Source organism: Streptomyces sp. NPDC111516 (genome assembly GCF_055635345.1).
Genome location: NZ_JBVKBV010000008.1, coordinates 79324 through 99857 on the forward strand (window position 1 = coordinate 79324; position 20534 = coordinate 99857).

Annotated in this window: 14 protein-coding genes; 6 read left to right on the top strand and 8 right to left on the bottom strand. The window is 70.1% G+C overall.

What is annotated here, in order from left to right; all coding sequences use genetic code 11:
• Positions 1 to 3: 3 nt before the first annotated feature.
• Positions 4 to 2184: a phosphate acetyltransferase gene (gene pta / locus ACZ7L9_RS17600; RefSeq protein ID WP_471416058.1), complete on the bottom strand. Its 2181-nt coding sequence runs from the start codon at positions 2182 to 2184 to the stop codon at positions 4 to 6.
• Between the two features lie 344 nt (positions 2185 to 2528).
• Here pta and ACZ7L9_RS17605 point away from each other — a divergent pair, with 344 nt between their 5' ends.
• The gene (locus ACZ7L9_RS17605; protein ID WP_266748657.1) at positions 2529 to 3554 is read left to right on the top strand and encodes an ATP-dependent 6-phosphofructokinase; all 1026 of its coding nucleotides are present in this window, start codon (positions 2529 to 2531) and stop codon (positions 3552 to 3554) included.
• A gap of 365 nt (positions 3555 to 3919) precedes the next feature.
• Positions 3920 to 4942 carry a helix-turn-helix domain-containing protein gene (locus tag ACZ7L9_RS17610; RefSeq protein WP_471416059.1) on the top strand — a complete coding sequence of 341 codons (1023 nt, stop codon included), beginning with the start codon at positions 3920 to 3922 and terminating at the stop codon, positions 4940 to 4942.
• Positions 4943 to 4978: 36 nt separating this feature from the next.
• Here the strand turns inward: ACZ7L9_RS17610 and ACZ7L9_RS17615 are convergent, their stop codons facing one another.
• From ACZ7L9_RS17615 to ACZ7L9_RS17625, 3 genes are all read right to left on the bottom strand, one after another.
• Positions 4979 to 5617, bottom strand: a complete 639-nt coding sequence (locus tag ACZ7L9_RS17615) for an XRE family transcriptional regulator (RefSeq protein ID WP_471416243.1) — start codon at positions 5615 to 5617, stop codon at positions 4979 to 4981.
• Positions 5618 to 5805: 188 nt separating this feature from the next.
• Entirely contained in the window at positions 5806 to 6480 is a 675-nt protein-coding gene (locus ACZ7L9_RS17620; protein ID WP_471416060.1) for a response regulator, read from the bottom strand.
• Positions 6477 to 8195, bottom strand: a complete 1719-nt coding sequence (locus tag ACZ7L9_RS17625) for a sensor histidine kinase (protein ID WP_471416061.1) — start codon at positions 8193 to 8195, stop codon at positions 6477 to 6479. Before ACZ7L9_RS17625 ends, ACZ7L9_RS17620 begins: the two co-directional genes overlap by 4 nt.
• 131 nt (positions 8196 to 8326) lie before the next feature.
• Between ACZ7L9_RS17625 and ACZ7L9_RS17630 the strand changes: the two genes are divergently transcribed.
• The 3 genes from ACZ7L9_RS17630 (at position 8327) to trxA (ending at position 10539) form a co-directional block, all read left to right on the top strand.
• Positions 8327 to 9697 carry a cation:dicarboxylate symporter family transporter gene (locus ACZ7L9_RS17630; RefSeq protein ID WP_471416062.1) on the top strand — a complete coding sequence of 457 codons (1371 nt, stop codon included), beginning with the start codon at positions 8327 to 8329 and terminating at the stop codon, positions 9695 to 9697.
• 92 nt (positions 9698 to 9789) lie between these two features.
• A complete protein-coding gene (locus ACZ7L9_RS17635) occupies positions 9790 to 10194 on the top strand; it encodes a MerR family transcriptional regulator (protein WP_471416063.1) in 405 nt (134 codons plus the stop codon).
• A gap of 3 nt (positions 10195 to 10197) precedes the next feature.
• A complete protein-coding gene (gene trxA / locus ACZ7L9_RS17640; protein ID WP_471416064.1) occupies positions 10198 to 10539 on the top strand; it encodes a thioredoxin in 342 nt (113 codons plus the stop codon).
• A 97-nt stretch (positions 10540 to 10636) separates the two neighbouring features.
• Here the strand turns inward: trxA and glgB are convergent, their stop codons facing one another.
• Complete coding sequence (gene glgB / locus ACZ7L9_RS17645; RefSeq protein WP_471416065.1) at positions 10637 to 13168, bottom strand: 1,4-alpha-glucan branching enzyme; 2532 nt, start codon at positions 13166 to 13168, stop codon at positions 10637 to 10639.
• Positions 13169 to 13225: 57 nt separating this feature from the next.
• On the opposite strand from glgB, the gene ACZ7L9_RS17650 reads away from it, so the two are divergent.
• Positions 13226 to 14452, top strand: coding sequence for an RNA-guided endonuclease InsQ/TnpB family protein (locus ACZ7L9_RS17650; protein ID WP_471416066.1), 1227 nt, complete (start codon positions 13226 to 13228; stop codon positions 14450 to 14452).
• Positions 14453 to 14588: 136 nt separating this feature from the next.
• Here ACZ7L9_RS17650 and ACZ7L9_RS17655 read toward each other — a convergent pair whose 3' ends face one another.
• The 3 genes from ACZ7L9_RS17655 to ACZ7L9_RS17665 all read right to left on the bottom strand — a co-directional run bounded on the left by ACZ7L9_RS17655 (position 14589) and on the right by ACZ7L9_RS17665 (position 19976).
• The gene (locus tag ACZ7L9_RS17655; protein ID WP_471416067.1) at positions 14589 to 15983 is read right to left on the bottom strand and encodes a maltokinase N-terminal cap-like domain-containing protein; all 1395 of its coding nucleotides are present in this window, start codon (positions 15981 to 15983) and stop codon (positions 14589 to 14591) included.
• Positions 15984 to 16221: 238 nt separating this feature from the next.
• Positions 16222 to 17928, bottom strand: a complete 1707-nt coding sequence (gene treS / locus ACZ7L9_RS17660; protein ID WP_471416068.1) for a maltose alpha-D-glucosyltransferase — start codon at positions 17926 to 17928, stop codon at positions 16222 to 16224.
• On the bottom strand, positions 17925 to 19976 hold the full coding sequence (locus tag ACZ7L9_RS17665) for an alpha-1,4-glucan--maltose-1-phosphate maltosyltransferase (RefSeq protein ID WP_471416069.1): 2052 nt from the start codon (positions 19974 to 19976) through the stop codon (positions 17925 to 17927). Before ACZ7L9_RS17665 ends, treS begins: the two co-directional genes overlap by 4 nt.
• Positions 19977 to 20534 lie beyond the last annotated feature (558 nt).

Here is a 20534-nt window from a genome sequence, read left to right on the forward strand (position 1 = left end):
CGTTCACTCCTCGCCCTGCGCCTGGATCGCCGTAATGGCCACGGTATTGACGATGTCCTGGACGAGTGCGCCCCGGGACAGATCGTTGACGGGCTTCCGCAGCCCCTGGAGCACCGGGCCGACGGCCACCGCGCCCGCCGAGCGCTGCACGGCCTTGTAGGTGTTGTTGCCGGTGTTCAGGTCCGGGAAGATCAGCACCGTGGCCTGCCCCGCCACCTCGGAGCCGGGCAGCTTCGTCGCGGCGACGCTCGGCTCCACCGCGGCGTCGTACTGGATCGGGCCCTCGATCCTGAGGTCCGGCCTGCTCCTGCGGACCCGCTCCGTCGCCTCGCGCACCTTGTCGACATCGGCGCCCGATCCCGAAGTACCCGTCGAGTACGACAGCATCGCGATCCGCGGCTCCACGCCGAACCGGGCGGCGGTGGCGGCCGACTGCACCGCGATGTCCGCGAGCTGCTCCGCGTCCGGGTCCGGGTTCACCGCGCAGTCGCCGTACACAAGGACCTTGTCGGCGAGGCACATGAAGAAGACGGACGACACGATCGAGGCGTCCGGTTTTCCCCTCCCGTCGCCCGCCACCGCCCTGTCCGACGAGCTTCGCTCGGCACCCTTGGCCCTCCCGTCGCCCGCCACCGCCCTGTCCGACGAGCTTCGCTCGGCACCCTTGGTCTTGATGATCTCGAACGCGGGGCGGATCGTCGCCGCGGTGGAGTGCACCGCTCCGGAGACCATGCCGTCGGCGAGCCCCTCCTGCACCATCAGCGTGCCGAAGTAGTTGACGTCCGCAATGACGTCGTACGCCAGCTCCACCGTGACCCCGCGGTGCGCGCGCAGCTGCGCGTACCGCTCGGCGAAGATCTGGCGCAGCTCGGAGGTCTGCGGGTCGATGAGCTGCGTCCCGGCGAGATCGATGCCGAGGTCCGCTGCCTTCTTGCGGATGACGTCGGCGTCGCCGAGGAGGGTCAGGTCGCAGACGTCGCGGCGCAGCAGTACGTCGGAGGCGCGCAGCACCCGTTCCTCGGTGCCCTCCGGCAGGACGACACGGCGCCGCACGGCGCGGGCCTGCTCCAGCAGCTCGTGCTCGAACATCATCGGGGTGACGCGGCCGCTACGGGCCACCGAGATCCGTTCCAGCAGCGCGCCGGTGTCCACGTGGCGCTCGAAGAGGCCCAGTGCGGTCTCCGCCTTGCGGGGTGCCCCCGCGTTCAACTTGCCCTCCAGGGCGAAGAGTTGCCCTGCGGTCGGGAAGGAGCCGCCGGCCACGGCGATGACCGGCGTACCCGGCGCGAGCCGCGCGGCCAGCTTGAGTATCTCCTCGCCGGGGCGCTCGTCCAGGGTCAGCAGCACACCGGCGATGGGCGGGGTCCCGGCGCTGTGCGCGGCCAGCGAGCCGACCACCAGATCCGCCCGGTCCCCCGGCGTGACCACCAGACAGCCCGGCGTCAGCGCCTTCAGCATGTTCGGCAGCATCGCACCGCCGAAGACGAAGTCCAGTGCGTCCCTGGCCAGCCCGGAGTCGTCGCCGAGCAGCACCGTGGCGTCGAGCGCGGCGGCGATCTGGGCGACGGTCGGCGCGGAGAGCGCCGCGTCGTCGGGCAGCACCGAACAGGGGACGGGCAGCCGGGCCGCCAGTCGCTCCGCGATGACCTCGCGGTCCTCGGCCGCCACCCGGTTCACGATCATCGCGAGGACGTCGCAGCCCAGGCCCGCGTACGCCCGGTAGGCATTGCGGGTCTCGGCCCGCACGGACTCCGCGGTCTGGCCCTTCCCGCCGACCACCGCGATCACCGAGGCGCCGAACTCATTGGCGAGGCGGGCGTTGAGTGCCAGCTCGTCGGGGAGCTGGGTGGCGGCGAAGTCGGTGCCGAGTACCAGCACCACCTTGTACTTCTGGGCCACCTGATGGAAGCGTTCGACGAGCCGGGAGACCAGCTCGTCGGTGCCTTGCTCCGCCTGGAGCGCGGACGCCTCGTGGTAGTCGAGGCCGTAGGCCGACTCGGGGTCCTGGGGGAGGCGGTAGCGGGCCCGCAGCAGTTCGAACAGTCGGTCGGGCCCGTCGTGGACGAGCGGCCGGAACACCCCGACCCGGTCCACCTGACGCGTCAGGAGCTCCATGACTCCCAGATCGACGACCTGGCGGCCGTCTCCCCGGTCGATCCCGGTCACGTACACGCTGCGCGTCACGCGTGTTCTCCCGTCCAGCTTGCGGTTTGGGATGGTATTGCCTTGTTGACGATACCCGCGGGGGCCCGGGCACCGCCCGCCGGGCGAAGGCCCCTGAGTCAGGGGGCGTACGGCTTGCCCCGGGCCCCGCGGATGCGCTCGCCGAAGGGCCTGCCGGATGCCTCGCCGGACGCCCTGTCGCATCCGGCGGAAAACCGGTGCGGAGGTCCGCGGAGCGGCGGGGAGCGCGAGGTCCGGACCTGACGTGGGACAATCGACGTGGCTCACAGTACGGGGGATTCTCACGGGGGTTTCTGAAGTCGCCCCCGAATCGAACGGCACCAGCGAGCAGGAGATACAGCACGATGCGCATCGGAGTTCTCACCGCAGGCGGCGACTGCCCGGGCCTGAACGCAGTGATCCGGTCGGTCGTGCACCGAGCCGTGGTGGGGCACGGAGACGAGGTCATCGGCTTCGAGGACGGGTTCAAGGGACTCCTCGACGGCCACTTCCGCCCCCTCGACCTCAACGCGGTCAGCGGCATCCTCGCCCGCGGCGGCACCATCCTCGGCTCGGCCCGGCTGGAGCGCGACCGGCTGCGCGAGGCCGCCGAGAACTGCGCCGAGCTCAGCCGCCGTTACGGCATGGACGCCCTCATTCCGATCGGCGGCGAAGGCACCCTCACGGCCGCGCGGATGCTGTCGGACGCCGGAATGCCCGTCGTCGGCGTTCCCAAGACGATCGACAACGACATCTCCGCCACCGACCGCACCTTCGGCTTCGACACGGCGGTGGGCGTCGCCACCGAGGCCATAGACCGCCTCAAGACCACCGCCGAATCGCACCAGCGGGTCATGGTCGTCGAGGTGATGGGCCGCCACGCCGGCTGGATCGCGCTGGAGTCCGGAATGGCGGGCGGCGCGCACGGCATCTGCCTCCCCGAGCGCCGTTTCCAGGTCGAGGACCTGGTCAAGATGGTCGAGGAGCGCTTCGCACGCGGCAAGAAGTTCGCGGTCATCTGCGTCGCCGAGGGTGCGCACCCGGCCGAGGGTTCCATGCCGTACGCCAAGGGCGAGATCGACCAGTACGGTCACGAGCGCTTCCAGGGCATCGGCAACCGGCTGGCCATCGAGCTGGAGACCCGGCTCGGCAAGGAGGCCCGGCCGGTCATTCTCGGCCACGTGCAGCGCGGCGGCACGCCGACCGCGTACGACCGGGTGCTCGCCACCCGCTTCGGCTGGCACGCGGTGGAGGCCGCGCACCGGGGCGACTTCGGCCGGATGACGGCTCTGCGCGGCAACGACATCAAGATGGTTCCGCTCGCCGACGCCATCACCCGGCTCAAGACGGTGCCCGCGGACCGGATGGACGAGGCGGAGTCGGTTTTCTAGGGTCTTTCGTTTGGATCAGGCCGGATCAGGGTGCCGGGGCACGCGAGCCCGGCGTGATCCAAACGAGAGGCCTCAGCGTCTGACGGGCGCGACAGCGTCGCAAGAGGCGCCCGCGAGACAGGTGTCGCGAGCGGCTTCGCACGAGCTGACCGGCGGCCCTGACTGTCCCCCCGTGGACGGTCAGGGCCGCTTGCCGTTCCCCCCTGGCCCCGGAGCTCAGGTCCTTTTGCGGAAGGCCGGTGCCGGACCCGGCCGCGGTGCCGGAATCCACTCTTGAGCCGGCGGCGCGGATCAACAAGGCTTACCTCTGTCCCGGACATGTCCCAACCCTGTCCGGACACTCATTTCAGGGGAGGACACAGCGCATGGTGGTCGAGGGCAGGGCTCCGGATCCTCGGGAGGCGCGGAGTGCGGCCGAGTTCGTCGCCCTGCTGCGGCTGCTCAAGGACACGTCCGGTCTGACGTTCCGCGAGCTGGCCCAGCGGGCGGACGCGGTCGGCGACGTCCTGCCGCGCTCCACGATCGCCAACATGCTGGGCCGCACGTCGGTCCCGCGAGAAGAACTCCTCGCCGCCTTCGTACGGGCCTGCGGCTGCGGCCCCACGGCGCTCGAGGACTGGCTGGCCGTACGCAAGGAACTTGCCGTGCACGGGCAGCGGGACGGGCGCGCGGGGGAGGCCGATGCCGAGAAGGAGCGCGGTACGGCGGAGGCCGCGGAGGTCCCGGCCGAGCCGGTCGAGCGGTCACCCGAACCGGCCGCCGGAACGCCTCGTGCCCGTCCTGGCCGACGGTCCCGGAACGTCCTGGTGGCGGCCGTCTCCCTGCTGGTGCTCGCGGCCGTCGCGGTGACCGCCGCCCTCCTCGTACGCGACGAACAGCCGGCGCCCGCTCCCGTCGCCGGGCCGGAGGCGGGGCGGACGGTGCAGATCCGGTCCGTCCACTCCGGGCTCTGCCTCTCCGAGAAGCGGGGATTCGACAGCGGCCGGCTCTACCAGGTGCCCTGTGACGGGGAGACGCTCCCGGGCTTCTCCCTGCGGCCGCTGGGCGACGGCGTCTGGCGGATAGTGACCGACCACCCGGACTACGGCCCCGGCTGCACGGGCGTCTGGAACGGGACGCGGGAGGTCGGCGCCTCGCTGCAGGACCAGGAGTGCGGGCGCCGCGGTGCCGCGGAGAGGTTCTGGATCGAGCCCCTGGGCCACCCCGTCGAGGGTTACCGGATCCGCCCCGTCCACACCCACCTGTGCGTCGGCGCCGAGGCGGGCAGCGTCGGGCGCGGCGCCGAGTTGGTGCAGAGGGGCTGCGACGGGGTGGACCGGGGGAGCCTGTTCTCCTTCGACCCGGTGTCGTCGGACGGCCCGGCGGCCTCGGATCAGGCCGGCGGCTGAGCGGACGGGCGGGGTGGCCATCGGAAGCCGGGCGGCTCAGACGCTCGTCCCCCGTACCCCCGCCGCCTGCCAGAACCGCTCCACGATCTGTGCCAGGAACGCCCGCCCCGCATCCCCCGTCGACCCGGCCCGCTCCGCACCCGTGCTGCTCCAGCTCAGCGTCGACACCATGAGCGCCTGGTAGTCGGCGTGCAGCTGTTCCAGTACGTCCTGCAGGAAGCCGCGCTCCAGCGGCACCAGCTTCGCCACCGGCCGGACATGGGCCTGCCAGCGCGTCGTCACCGCCGCGCGCAACAGGTCGGCCAACTCCTCCTCCCGGCCGGACACCGTCACGAACCCGGCGGCGGTCAGCCCCAGCACCTCGCTCAGCGCCGCGGACTGGCGTTCGTTGCCGCGCCAGCGCCCCGCCTCCTCCATCCGCAGATACGCGGAGGTGGTCAGCCCCAGCAGACGCGCCAGCTCCTCCACCGCCAGCTCCCGGGCCACCCGGTGCTCGCGCAGGGTGCGCGCGGCGGTGAGCAGCTCGCCCGGCGAGCACCACAACACTCCGGCCAGCGCGGTGAGTTCGTACTCGCTGGGGACAGCCAGCCCGCGTTCCCAGGCGACCACCGTCTCGGTGCTGATACGGAGTCCGTACTGCGCCCCGAGACCGTACGCGACATGGCCGGGAAGCATCCCCAGGGCCACGCGGAGTCGGCGCGCGGCGGGGGCGTTGAAGGGCGGGGAGGGGTGCACGGCCCCACCGTAGAAGTCAACACATGGGCTGACTACGGTGTGTTCCACCGATATCACCGCTCGTAGGAACGTCCTAGTGTCCCTCCCGGTGTCGTACGCCCTGGTCCCGTGGGCCCGGGACCGTACGGTCAGCGCTCCTGGGCCACCCATCGGTAGTGCAGTTCCGGACGCCCGATCTGACCGTACTGCGGACTGCGCACCGCGCGCCCCACCGTCACCAGATGTTCGAGGTAGCGGCGCGCCGTGATCCGCGAGATGCCCAGCTCGGCCCCGGCCGCGCCTGCCGTGACCCCGTCCGGTGCGGCCCGCAGGACGCGGGTGACGGCCTCCAGCGTCGGACCGCTCAGCCCCTTCGGCAGCCGGGTCGGCTGCGGTGCGCGCAGGGCGCCGAGCGCCCGGTCCACCTCGTCCTGGCCGCTCGCCTCACCGGCCGCCGCGCGGAACTCGGCGTAGCGGACGAGCCGGTCGCGCAGGGTGGCGAAGGTGAACGGCTTCAGCACGTACTGGACGACACCGAGCGACACCCCCTCCCGGACCACCGCCAGATCACGCGCCGACGTCACCGCGATGACATCGGCCGAGTGCCCGGCCGCGCGCAACGAGCGCAGCAGCTGCAGACCGTGCCCGTCCGGCAGATACAGATCCAGGAGCAGCAGATCGACCGGCATCCGGTCCAGCGCCCGCACCGCCTCCGCGCGCGAGTGCGCGACCGCGGCCACCGTGAATCCGGGGACGCGGCCCACATAGAGCTGATGGGCGTCCGCGGCCACGGGATCGTCCTCGACGACCAGTACCTGGATCACGCGGTGGCCTCCTTCGTCGTGCCCGTCGTGCGGCCGCCGCTGAGGGGCAGCCTTACCGTGAACTCCGCACCGCCGTCCGGGCCGCGGTCCAGCGCGACCGTCCCGCCGTTGCGGTGCACCGCCTGCTGTACGAGAGCCAGCCCGATCCCCCGGCCCGCGCCGTGCGTCGACCAGCCCCGGTCGAACACCTCGGCGGCGTCGTCCGGATCGATCCCGGCCCCGGTGTCGGCGACCCGCAGCAGCAGCTCGCCGTCCCCGGCGAGCGCGGTGACGGTGACCCGGGCACGGGCGGCCCGGCCCGGCCCGGTTCCCCGCCGGCCGGGCACGGCCGCACCGGCCTCCGCCTCCGACGCACCAGGACCCGCACCCGACGTATCCGTCGTCGCCTCCGATGCCGCGTCCACCGCGTTGTCGATCAGGTTGCCGAGAATCGTCACCAGGTCCCGATGCGGCAGCGTCGTGGGCAGGGCGCCGTCGTCGATCAGACTGTCGTCCGCGAGCACCAGCTCCACACCCCGTTCGTTCGCCTGCGCCGCCTTGCCCAACAGCAGCGCCGCCAGCACCGGTTCGGCGACCGCGTCCACCACCCGGTCGGTGAGGGCCTGGGCCAGCTCCAGCTCGGCGGTGGCGAAACCGACCGCCTCCTCGGCCCGGCCCAGTTCGATCAGCGAGACGACGGTGTGCAGCCGGTTCGCCGCCTCGTGCGCCTGCGAGCGCAACGCCTGGGTGAACCCCCGCTCGGAGTCCAACTCACCGGACAGCGCCTGGAGTTCCGTGTGATCGCGCAGCGTCACCACCGTGCCGCGCTGCTCGCCGCCCACCACCGGACGGGTGTTGACCACGATCACCCGGTCCGCCGTCAGATGCAGCTCGTCGACCCGCTCCTCGGAGGCGAGCAGCGCACCGGTCAGCCGCGCCGGCAGATCCAGCTCGGCGGCCCTGCGCCCGACCGCACCCGGTTCGAGGCCGAGCAGTTCCCGGCCCGCGTCGTTGATCAGCGCGATCCTGCGCTGCCCGTCGAGCATCAACAACCCCTCGCGCACCGCGTGCAGCGTGGCCTGGTGGTAGTCGTGCATCCGGCTCAGCTCGGCGGCGTTCATGCCGTGCGTGTGCCGCCGCAGCCGGGCGTTGATCACATACGTACCGACGCCACCGAGCGCCAGCGCACCGCCCGCCGCGAGACCCAGCGCCCCGAGCTGCTCCTGCACCTGCGAGGAGACCCGCTCGACGGTGATGCCCGCGCTGACCAGACCGGTGATCCTTCCGCCGTCCCGGACCGGGGTGACGACCCGGATCGAGGGACCGAGTGTGCCGGTGTACGTCTCCGAGAACGTCTCGCCGCGCAGTGCCTGCGCGGTGTGCCCGAGGAACTGCTCCCCGATCCGGTCCGTGTCCGGGTGCGTCCAGCGGACCCGTTCCGGGGACATGATCGTGACGAAGGCGATCCCGGTGTCCCTGCGGACCTTCTCCGCGTACGGCTGGAGCACGGCGGACGGGTCCGGGGTGCGGATCGCCTCCCGTACGGACGGCGAGTCGGCGACCGCCAGCGCCGCCGCCGTGACCTGCCGGGTCGCGGTCTCCTTCGCCTGCCCGCTGCCGGAGACGTAGGCGAAGAACGCGCACCCCGCCACCACGGCCGCCACCAGCACGACCTGCATGGCGAAGAGCTGGCCGGCCAGGCTGCGCGGACGGGTACGGGGGCGGGGGAGACGCATGGCACCAGTCTGCCTGGCCGAAAACATATGAACGAAATGAACATAACCGTGACCGCTGTCACAGAGAGCGAAATAGTCACCAAGCCCCCCAGGGACGGGGGAGCGACCTGGACGAGCCGAGGAGAACCCCCGTGGGAGTGGTAGCCGCCAAGCGGGACCGTACGCATTATCTGTATATCGCCGTGATCGCGGCTGTGGGCCTCGGCATCCTGGTGGGCTTCGCGGCCCCGGACTTCGCCGTCGAGCTCAAGCCGATCGGTACCGGCTTCGTGAACCTCATCAAGATGATGATCTCGCCGATCATCTTCTGCACGATCGTGCTGGGCGTCGGCTCGGTCCGCAAGGCCGCCAAGATCGGCAAGGTAGGCGGTCTCGCGCTCGGCTACTTCCTCGTCATGTCGGTGGTCGCGCTGGCGATCGGCCTGGTCGTCGGCAATGTGCTGCACCCCGGCGACGGCATGCACCTCTCGCAGTCGGTGAAGGATGTCGGCCACACGGCGGCGGACAACGCCGCCGAAGGGCCGGTCGACTTCCTGCTCGGCATCATCCCGACCACTTTCGTGTCGGCCTTCACGGGTGGCTCGGTGCTCCAGACCCTGCTGGTCGCGCTGCTCACCGGCTTCGCGCTGCAGGCCATGGGCACGGCCGGTGAGCCGGTGCTGCGCGGGGTCGAGCACATCCAGAAGCTGGTCTTCCGCATCCTGTCCATGATCATGTGGGCGGCACCGGTGGGCGCGTTCGGCGCGATGGCAGCCGTCATCGGCGAGACCGGCGTGGACGCGCTCAAGGCGCTCGCCACGATCATGCTGGGCTTCTACATCACCTGCATCCTGTTCGTGGTCCTGGTGCTCGGCACGCTGCTGCGCCTGGTGACCGGGGTGAACCTCTTCCAGCTCCTCAAGTACCTGGGCCGCGAGTTCCTGCTGATCCTCTCCACGTCCTCCTCCGAGTCGGCGCTGCCGCGCCTCATCGCGAAGATGGAACACCTGGGCGTCAGCCGCCCGGTCGTCGGCATCACCGTGCCCACCGGGTACTCGTTCAACCTCGACGGCACGATGATCTACCTGACCATGGCGTCGCTGTTCATCGCCGACTCGATGGGCCAGCCGCTCTCGGTGGGCGAGCAGATCTCGCTCCTCCTCTTCATGATGATCGCCTCCAAGGGCGCGGCCGGTGTCTCCGGTTCCGGCATCGCCGTGCTGGCGAGCGGGCTGCAGTCGCACAAGCCCGCTCTGGTCGACGGCGTCGGCCTGATCATCGGCATCGACCGCTTCATGAGCGAGGCCCGCGCCCTCACCAACTTCGCGGGCAACGCCGTCGCCACACTCCTCATCGGTACCTGGACCAAGGAGATCGACAGGGAACGGGTCGGCCAGGTGCTGGCCGGTGCCATTCCGTTCGACGAGAAGACGCTCACCCAGGACGCGGAGCACGGCGACGGCGCGGACAACGTTCCGGAGCCGCGGGACGGCGGCCAGCAGCCCGCCGTAGCGAAGGCCTAGGGCCCAGCACAGCGGAAGGGCCGTCGCGGGAACTCCCGCGGCGGCCCTTCGTGCTTGCCTTGACGCCCGCGTAAAGGTCTACCGTCACGGACATGCGCATCGGTGAGCTGGCCGAACGGGCCGGAACGACCACACGGACTCTGCGGTACTACGAGTCGCGCGGACTGCTGCCCGCGCGACGGGCCGGCAACGGCTACCGCGCGTACGACGAGGACGATCTGCGGCTCGTCCAGCAGATCCGGACCCTCCAGGACTTCGGGTTCGAGCTGGAGGAGACCCGCCCGTTCGTCGAGTGCCTGCGCGCCGGCCACCCGGCCGGTGACGCCTGCCCCGCCTCGCTCGCCGTCTACCGGCGCAAGCTCGGCGAGCTCGACTCGCTCATCGAGCAGCTCCAGGCGGTACGCGTCCACGTGGGCGCCCAACTCGCGAGGGCCGAGCTGGAGGCCGAGGCGGAGCTTCCGGGCGGTCCGGAGCCACGTTGTGAACTGGGAGGATGACAGATGATTCAGGCAGAGGGCGTGGCCGAGGTCACGGACACCACTTTCGATACGGAGGTCCTCGCGGCAGACCTCCCCGTACTGGTCGAGTTCACCGCCGACTGGTGCGGCCCGTGCCGCCAACTGGCCCCCGTGCTCAGCGCCGTCGCCGCCGAGGAGGCCGACCGCATCAAGATCGTCCAGATCGACGTCGACCGGAACCCGGGCATCGCCGGCCGGTACGCGGTCCTGTCGATGCCGACGCTGATGGTGTTCCGCTCCGGCGAACCCGTGAAGTCGATGGTGGGCGCCCGCCCCAAGCGTCGGCTGCTCCAGGAGCTGGAGGACGTCTTCGAGATGGTGTGAGGCAGGGCGGGGCGCCCTGTTCCGAGCGGGCGGGCACGGCGAAGGCCCGCGACCGGACCTCGAGTTCCAGTGGTGGTCGCGGGCCCCTGCACGGGGATCACACCGGCTTGAACCAGACCGTCGCCAGCGGTGGCAGCGTCAGCAGGATGCTGCCGGGACGGCCGTGCGCGGTCACCCGTTCGGGCTTCAGCGTGCCGGGATGGTGTACGTCGCTGCCGCCGTACCGGGCGGCGTCCGTGTTGAGGACCTCCGCCCACGCGACCTGATCGCCGAGGACGTCCGGCACGCCGATGCGGTAGTCGTGGCGCACCACCGGGGAGAAGTTGCAGACGGCGAGCAGCGGCGAGCCGTGCGCGTCGTAGCGCAGGAAGGCGAAGGTGTTGTCCTCGGCCGCGCCGCCGTCCACCCAGTCGAAGCCCTCCGGGACGGTGTCGCGCTGCCAGAGCGCGGGCGTGGCGGCGTACACCGTGTTCAGGTCGCCGACCAGGGTGCGTACGCCCCGGTGGTCGCTCTCCGCCTCGTAAGAGGGGTCGAGCAGCCACCACTCCGGACCGTGCCCCTCCGACCACTCCGCTCCCTGCGCGAACTCCTGGCCCATGAAAAGGAGTTGCTTGCCCGGGTGGGCCCACATGAAGCCGAGGTACGCCCGGTGGTTGGCACGCCGCTGCCACCAGTCGCCGGGCATCTTGCTGACCAGTGCCTGCTTTCCGTGCACCACCTCGTCGTGCGAGATCGGCAGGACGTAGTTCTCGCTGTACGCGTACACCATCGAGAAGGTCATCTCGTCGTGGTGGTACTTGCGGTGCACCGGCTCCTTCGACATGTACTGGAGGGAGTCGTGCATCCAGCCCATGTTCCACTTCAGCCCGAAGCCGAGCCCGCCGAAGCCGTCGGGGCCGACCTGGTGGGTGGCACGGGTGACGCCGTTCCAGGCGGTGGACTCCTCGGCGATGGTGACGACGCCCGGATTGCGCCGGTAGACGGTGGCGTTCATCTCCTGGAGGAAGGAGACGGCGTCCAGATTCTCCCGGCCGCCACGCTCGTTCGGGGACCAGTTCCCGTCCTCGCGCGAGTAGTCGAGATAGAGCATCGAGGCGACGGCATCGACCCGCAGTCCGTCGATGTGGAACTCCTCGCACCAGTAAGTCGCGTTGGCGACAAGGAAGTTGCGTACCTCCTTGCGCCCGTAGTCGAACTCCAGCGTGCCCCAGTCCGGATGCGCCGCCCGCGACGGATCCGAGTGTTCGTACAGTGGACGGCCGTCGAACTCCGCGAGCGCCCAGTCGTCGCGCGGGAAGTGCGCGGGCACCCAGTCGACGATGACGCCGATGCCGGCCCGGTGCAGCGCGTCGACGAGGAAGCGGAAGTCGTCCGGTGTGCCCAGGCGCGACGTCGGGGCGTAGAAGCCGGTGACCTGATAGCCCCACGAGCCGCCGAAGGGATGCTCGGAGACCGGCATCATCTCCACATGGGTGAATCCCAGGTCCCTTACATATTGGGGGAGTTGGCTGGCAAGCTCGCGGTACGTGAGCCCCGGCCGCCAGGACGGCAGATGTACCTCGTACACGGAGAACGGCGCCTCGTGCACCGGTACGTCCCCCCGGTGGGCCATCCACTCCTGGTCCCGCCACTCATGGTGCGAGGCCGTCACGATCGAGGCGGTGGCGGGCGGGACCTCGGTGCGGCGGGCCATCGGGTCGGCGCGCGTGGTGTGCGAACCGTCCGGGCGGCAGATGTCGAACTTGTAGAGCGTGCCCTCCCCGATCGCGGGCAGGAACAGCTCCCACACCCCGCTGGAGCCGAGCGAACGCATCGGGAAGCCGGTGCCGTCCCAGTAGTTGAAGTCCCCGACGACCCGCACACCGCGGGCGTCGGGGGCCCAGACGGTGAACCGGGTCCCCGCGACCCCCTGGTGTTCCATGGGCTGAGCGCCGAGGGCGGTCCACAGCTCCTCGTGGCGTCCCTCGCCGATCAGATGCAGATCGAGATCGCCGAGCGCGGGCAGGAAACGGTACGGATCCTGCACCTCGATTTCGTTGTCCTCGTAGGCGACCAGGAGCTGGTACTCGGGGAGTGAGGGCATCGGCAGCAGCCCGGAGAAGAGGCCGTCGCCGTCGTCGTGCAGCTGCGCCCGCAACCCTTTGGCGAGCACGGTCACGGACCGCGCGTACGGGCGCAGCACCCGGAAGGTCACACCGCCGCGGACCATGTGGGCGCCGAGCAGGCCGTGCGGGGCATGGTGGTCGCCGTGGAGCAGCCGGGCCCGGTCGTCCTCGTCGAGGGGGCGCGCCTGGCGTACTCCCTGACTGCCGGCGCCCCGGCGAGGACGCGGCGACGGGCCGCCGTCACCGGTTCCGGCGGCTCGCTTTCCCACAGGTTTCTTCCGCTTGGCCGAAGCGTCCGGGGCGGCCGGTTCCGAGGAGGACGGCGTGTCCATCTCGGCCGGGGCCGCGGGGGGTGGCGTCCCGTCCGGTGTCAGCAGCGGGAGTTGGGGGACCTCGGTGGGGGCGGGCGTTTTGCGGGACGGCTTGCGGGCGGTCACAGGATTTCTCCCAGGATGCCCCGGGCTTCGGCCCGGGAAGGAATGGGTCCTTGGGGCGGAGCCGCGCAGCGGCGGAGTTCGTTGCACATCTGCTCTGACCTGCTCTTTCTTTCATTGTCAGTGGGGGCGGCTAGGTTGGGGGTCATGACGGAAGGAGCGCAGAGCGGGGAGAATGCCGGGCATGCCCGGTACACCTACCGGCTTCGTGTGTCGTCCACCGCAGGCGCCGCGCTGGAAGCGGAGTGGGCGCGGTGCCGGTGGATCTGGAACGAGAGCTGCGCCCGGTCGAAGAAGGCCCATGCCGAGGATGAGAAGTGCGGCCCGGCCAGGCTGGACAAGATGCTGACCGAGGCCCGGGGTGCGATGTCCTGGCTGCGTGAGCTCAGCAGCGTTCCGCAGCAGCAGTTGATCCGCGACTTCGGCAGGTCCCGGGCCAAGGCGCTCAACGACATCAAGGCCCGGTTGCCGATGCGACAGCGTGCCGGGATGCCGAAGTACAAGAAGAAGCACGAGACGGACCCCACGCTCAACTACACGCAGCGTGGCTTCCGGTTGAAGGACGGTCGCCTGCACCTGGCCGGGGGTATCAGCTTGACCGTAGTGTGGTCGCGCGATCTGCCCGAGCCGCCGTCGTCGGTGCGCGTGTACCGGGACAGCCTCGGGCATTGGTACGCCAGTTTCGTCGTCCCCACCGCCACCGAGGTGATGCCCTCCACAGGTGCGGTGATCGGGATCGACTGGGGCGTGAAGGAGACGGCCACCACCACGTCCGATGACCATGACCTGCCCCACGCCGAGTACGGCAAGAAAGCCGCCGGCGGCCTCGCGCGCTACCAGCGGATTATGGCCCGACGCCGCGCGCCCCGGGGCAAGGCCCAGTCGAAGGGCTACCGCAAGGCGCAGCGGCAGGCCGCCAAGCTGCACAAGAAGGTGGCCCGGCAGCGGCAGGACACTGCCCGCAAGTGGGCCAAGGCCGTGGTCCGCGACCACGACGCGCTGGCGGTCGAGGACTTCAAGCCGAAGTTCCTCGCCAAGTCCACCATGGCCCGGAAGGCCGCCGACGCCGCGATCGGCTCGACCAAGACGGCCCTGATCGAAATGGGCCGCAAACACGGTCGGCCCGTGCACCTTGTCCACCCCGCGCACACCACCATGGACTGCGCGCAGTGCGGAGCGAGAACCAAGCACGCACTACCTCTCTCAGAACGAACCTACTCGTGCACCGCGTGCGGAGCCGTATCCCCCAGGGACAAGAACTCCGCCCGCGTGATGCTCGTCCGGGCTGGTCTCAACCCGGCTGGTGCTGATCGTGTAGGAGCTGACGGACCGCCGGTCCGCAGCCAACGTGAGCCAGGAATCCCCTCCTTTTAGGGAGGGGAGGATGTCAAAGGGACAGCCTCCTCGGAGGGTGTTGTCGGGGCGGAACAGCGGGGAGGGACGAGGCGGGACGGGCGGTGGTGCGGGTGCGACGACGGCGGGTCCGCCGATGGGCGAGGGACCCGGGCCGTCAGCCGGCGACGGCGGCCAGCCGCTGGATCGCCGCCATCGGGACCGGCAGCCAGTCGGGCCGGTGACGTGCCTCGTACAGCACCTCGTACACCGCCTTGTCGGTCTCATGGGCGCGCAGCAGCTCCGGTTCGCTGCGCGGGTCGACGCCCGCGGCCTCGGCATACCCCTCGCAGTAGGCGGTCCGGCAGCGCGCCGCCCACTCGGCGTTCCACGGGCGGTGCGAGCGGGCGGCGTAGTCGAAGGAGCGGAGCATGCCCGCGATGTCGCGAACCGGGGGCTGCGGCCGGCGGCGCTCGGACAGCGGCCGGGCCGGTTCGCCCTCGAAGTCGATCAGCGACCAGAAGCCGTCGGCCGCGCGGAGCGTCTGGCCGAGGTGGAGATCGCCGTGGACCCGCTGGGCCGCCCAGTCGCGGCCCCGGTGCCCCAGCGCGGCGACCGCGTCGAAAGCGGTGCGCAGCCCGGGGACGTACGGCATGAGCGCCGGTACCGCGTGCGCGGTGGCCTCCAGCCTCTGCACCATCGCGGCGGCGAGATGCTCGGTCTGGGCGCGGCGCAGCGCGGGCTGCGGCAGGGCGGCGGCGAGCGCGGTGTGGACCTCGGCGGTGGCCCTGCCGAGGGCGTGTGCCTCGACGGTGAAGTCGAGGCCCGTGGCGAGGGAGCGCAGGGCGAGCTGCCAGCCGTCCTCCGCGCCGCGCAGGAACGGCTGCAGGACGCCGAGGGTGAGCGGCTCGGGGGCGGTGGCCTCGAACCAGGCGACGGGGGCGGGTACCCGCCCGCAGCCCTCGCGCGCGAGCGCGAGCGGCAGCTCCAGATCGGGGTTGGTGCCCGGGAAGATCCGGCGGAAGATCTTGAGGATGTAGGCGTTGCCATAGACGAGCGAGGTGTTGGACTGCTCGGTGTCGAGCAGTCGCGGCGCCAGCCCCGCGGCGATCGGGGCGCCGCCCCGGTCGAAGCGCAGCGCGCCGAGGGTGCCGGGGCTACGGAACCGCTCCAGCAGGATTTCGGCGAGGCGCGGGTCGTGCAGCCCTTCGTAGACGGTGCGGCCGGCGAGCGGCCCGTCCGTCACATGGCCGATGAGCGCGGGCGCCAGTCGCGGCGGCAGCACGGACCTTACACCGAGCAGGATTTGGTAGCAGTCGTCCGGCGACTGCCCGGGCATGGACGGCTGATGGGCTCGGACCAGCAGATGGAGCAGCCCGGCGCGGGCGCCGACGGAACCGGTGTCCACCGGCAGTATCTCGGTCGCCGACAGCAGCGAGAAGGCCGCGATCGGCTGTCCCTTGCCGGCGAACCACCGCTGTCGGGGCAGCCATTCGTGCAACAGGGGGGCGAGAGACGGGAGCAGAGCTGTGCTGTCGGTCAGGGCGACCCGAGTGGATGCAGCCTCCGACATGGCATCGCGTCCTTTCCCCGGGCACACCACAGGATGCGAAGAGTGTCCCGGATTGCGGCATTAGCTGTCCGGCTGTGCGGGACGTGTCGGGTCAGGATGGTCCGTACGGACTCGACTCGAAGGGTTCGAAACTTCTGAGGGGACCCGGAAGGTCCCGGAAGTGCTCGATGTGGGGGAGAGTGCCCCGTGCGGGGCGGCGGAAACCGCCCCGCGTCGGGTGGTGGGAAGTGGCACCCGGTCAGTTCGGCGGCGCGTCCTTGCGCAGCCGGAACCAGTAGAAACCGTGTCCGGCGAGAGTCAGCAGGTAGGGCCACTCACCGATGGCGGGGAAGCGCACCCCGCCGATCAGCTCCACCGGATGACGCCCGTTGAACGACCGCAGATCGACCTCCGTCGGCTGCGCGAACCGCGAGAAGTTGTGCACGCACAGCACGAGATCGTCCCCGAGCTCCCGGGTGAAGGCGAGCACCGCGGGGTTCGACGACGGCAGTTCGCTGAACGAACCGAGACCGAAGGCGGGGTTCTGCTTACGGATCTCGATCATCCGCCGGGTCCAGTGCAGCAGCGACGACGGAGAGGCCATCGACGCCTCGACATTGGTGACTTGATAGCCGTAGACCGGATCCATGATCGTGGGGAGGTAGAGCCGCCCGGGATCGCTGGAGGAGAATCCGGCGTTCCGGTCGGGGGTCCACTGCATGGGTGTGCGTACGGCGTCCCGGTCGCCCAGCCAGATGTTGTCGCCCATCCCGATCTCGTCCCCGTAGTAGAGGATCGGGGAGCCGGGCAGGGACAGCAGCAGCGCCGTGAACAGCTCGATCTGGTTGCGGTCGTTGTCCAGCAGGGGTGCCAGCCGCCGCCGGATACCGATGTTGGCCCGCATCCGCGGATCCTTGGCGTACTCCGCGTACATGTAGTCGCGTTCTTCGTCCGTGACCATTTCGAGGGTGAGCTCGTCGTGGTTGCGCAGGAAGATGCCCCACTGGCAGTTCTTCGGGATCGCCGGTGTCTTCGCCAGGATTTCGGAGACCGGGTAGCGGCTCTCGCGTCGTACGGCCATGAAGATGCGCGGCATCACCGGGAAATGGAACGCCATGTGGCACTCGTCGCCGCCGGCCTGGAACTCGCCGAAGTAGTCGACGACGTCCTCCGGCCACTGGTTGGCCTCGGCGAGCAGCACGGTGTCCGGGTAGTGCGCGTCGATCTCCTTGCGGACCCGCTTGAGGAAGTCGTGGGTCTCCGGGAGGTTCTCGCAGTTGGTGCCCTCGCGCTGGTAGAGGTACGGCACGGCGTCCACGCGGAATCCGTCGATGCCGAGGTCCAGCCAGAAGCGCAGCGCGGAGATGATCTCCTCCTGCACCGCCGGGTTCTCGTAGTTGAGATCGGGCTGGTGGGAGAAGAACCGGTGCCAGTAGTACTGCTTGCGCACCGGGTCGAAGGTCCAGTTGGACGTCTCCGTGTCGACGAAGATGATCCGGGCGTCCGGGAACTGCTTGTCGTCGTCGGCCCAGACGTAGTAGTCGCCGTACGGCCCCTCCGGGTCGGTGCGGGACTGCTGGAACCACTCGTGCTGATCGCTCGTGTGGTTCATGACGAAGTCGATGATCACGCGCATGCCTCGCTGGTGCGAGGCGTCGACGAACTCCACGAAGTCGGCCAGGTCGCCGAACTCCGGGAGTACGGCGGTGTAGTCGGAGACGTCGTAACCGCCGTCGCGCAGCGGCGACTTGAAGAACGGCGGCAGCCAGAGGCAGTCGACGCCGAGCCACTGCAGATAGTCCAGCTTGGCGGTGATGCCCTTGAGGTCGCCGATGCCGTCGCCGTTGGAGTCCTGGAAGGACCGGACGAGGACCTCGTAGAAGACGGCGCGCTTGAACCAGTCGGGATCGCGGTCCTTGGCCGGGGTGTCCTCGAACAGGTCGTGGACGGGCTCGTTGACGATCATGTTGTGGGTGACCCTCCGGTCGGCGGGGACGGTCGCAGGACGACGATGTGCGCGGGCGTGACGCCTGGCTCCAGACGCACATAGAAGGTCCTGCCCCAGTGGTAGTTATCGCCGGTGAGCTCGTCGCGCACCGGCACGCTCTCGTGCCGGTCGAGGCCGAGTCGCGGCATGTCCAACGAGACCGTGGCCTCGTGGGTGTGGTGCGGGTCGAGGTTGACGACCACCAGAACGATGTTCGAACCCGAACGCTTGCTGTAGACGATCAACGCGTCGTTGTCGACGGAGTGGAAGTGCACATCGCGCAGTTGCTGAAGGGCCGGGTGGCGACGCCTGATGCGGTTGAGGCGGGTGATGAGCGGGGCAAGTGAGCGGCCCTCGCGCTCCGCCGACTCCCAGTCCCTGGGCCGGATCTCATACTTCTCCGAATGGAGGTACTCCTCGCTGCCGGGCCGGATCGGGGTGTTCTCGCACAGTTCGTACCCCGCGTACACGCCCCAGGTCGGCGAGAGCGTGGCGGCGAGAACGGCCCGCGCCTCGAAGGCCGGACGGCCCCCGTCCTGGAGGTATCCCGGCAGGATGTCCGGGGTGTTCACGAAGAAGTTGGGGCGCATGCAGGAGGCGGTCTCGCCAGACAACTCCGTGACGTAGTCGGTGATTTCCTGCTTGCTGTTGCGCCAGGTGAAATACGTGTAGGACTGCTGGAAGCCGATGGCGGCGAGCGTACGCATCATTGCGGGCCGGGTGAATGCCTCAGCCAGGAAGATCACATCCGGGTCGGTCCTGTTGATATCGGCGATCACCTTCTCCCAGAAGATCACCGGCTTGGTGTGCGGATTGTCGACGCGGAAGATCCGTACCCCGTGATCCATCCAGAAACGGAGAATGCGCCCCGTCTCCTCGACCAGGCCGTACAGATCCTTGTCGAAGGCGATCGGATAGATGTCCTGGTATTTCTTCGGCGGATTCTCCGCGTACGCGATCGTGCCGTCCGCGCGGTGGTGGAACCACTCGGGATGTTTTTCGACCCAGGGGTGGTCGGGGGAACACTGGAGCGCGAAATCCAGCGCGATCTCCATGCGCAGGGTGCGGGCGGTCGCGACGAAATGGTCGAAGTCGTCGAGAGTGCCGAGCTCGGGATGGACGGCGTCGTGACCGCCCTCGGCCGAACCGATCGCCCAGGGCACGCCCACGTCGTGGGGAGCGGGGGAGAGCGAGTTGTCGGGGCCCTTGCGATGGGTGGTCCCGATGGGGTGGATCGGCGGGAGGTAGACGACGTCGAAACCCATGGCGGCGACCGCGGGAAGCCGTTCGGCGGCCGTACGGAAGGTGCCGCTGATGATCCTCTCCGGCTGGGCCGCCGTCCTTCCCGCCCTGCCGGTTCTGCCCTTCTTCGCCGTGCCGGGGGGCTTGGCCGGTACCACCCTGGCGCCCTCCGAGCGGGGGAACAGCTCGTACCACGAGCCGAACAGGGCCCGCCGGCGCTCGACCAGCAGGGGGAGCGGGGGGGACACGGTGACGAGTTCGCGCAGGGGGTGACGGGCGAGGGCGGACCGCGCCTCGGGAACGAGCGCCGCGGCGAGCCGGGTGGCGGCCGGCCGGGACTCGTCGCGCAGGGCGTCGGCCGCGTCCAGCACCGCCTCGCGCCCGTCCCCCTTGGGCACGCCCGCGGCGGCCCGTTCGTACAGTTCGGCGCCCTCCGCCAGGACGAGCGCGGTGTCGATACCGGCCGGGACCTTGATCCGGGCCTGCTGCCGCCAGGTGGTGACGGGATCGCTCCAGGCCTCGACCGTATACGTCCAGTGGCCCTCGGAGGCCGGGGTGACATCGGCGCCCCAGCGGTCGGTACCGGGAGCGAGCTCACGCATCGGCGTCCAGGGACCGGGGCGCCCGTTCGGATCCAGCAGGACCACATTGGCGGCGACGGCGTCATGGCCCTCCCGGAAGACGGTCGCGGTGACCTGGAAGGTCTCACCGGCAACGGCCTTGGCGGGCCTTCTGCCGCAGTCGACGAGCGGGCGGACGTCGAGGACGGGAATGCGACCGATCATGGAATCACCTGGGGACTGGAGCTCGGACCGAACGGGACGCGACGCGACCGCGGAGGGCCGAATTCGCGCACCGCGACCGATGGGGTCCGTCCTTTCTAGCTGCTCTGTTGACGACTGACGGGGTGTGGGCATGGCCGCTCCTGTCCGCATTCACTCGAATGGAACTCGAATGGCTGGGGTGCGGATATGTTTCGCGGAGGTAAACCGGCTGAACACCGGTCCCGCGGCTGCCTCGTATTCGTGCTGCATTCGGGCGGCATTCGCATGTTCCCGTGACGCACTCGGGCTCCTTACCGGAGAAGCCTTCCCACCGTTCCCGGGGGGCCAATCCGGTGGTGTGTCAACTACTCGGGCGTATCTGTGACGATCTGAATGCGCCGAGCGCTGCCGCACGTGCGCGGGCTCGTCGGTGCTTCCCGGAACGCCACTGGGCAGCTTTCCCCTTGGCGTGAGGTGCCACAAGACCGGACGAGGGAAGGGAATCGGCCATTACCTGCGGGGCGGATGTGTATTCACGGGCCGTGAGGGGCGCCGGATGCGGATGAGGTTGAGGCGGGC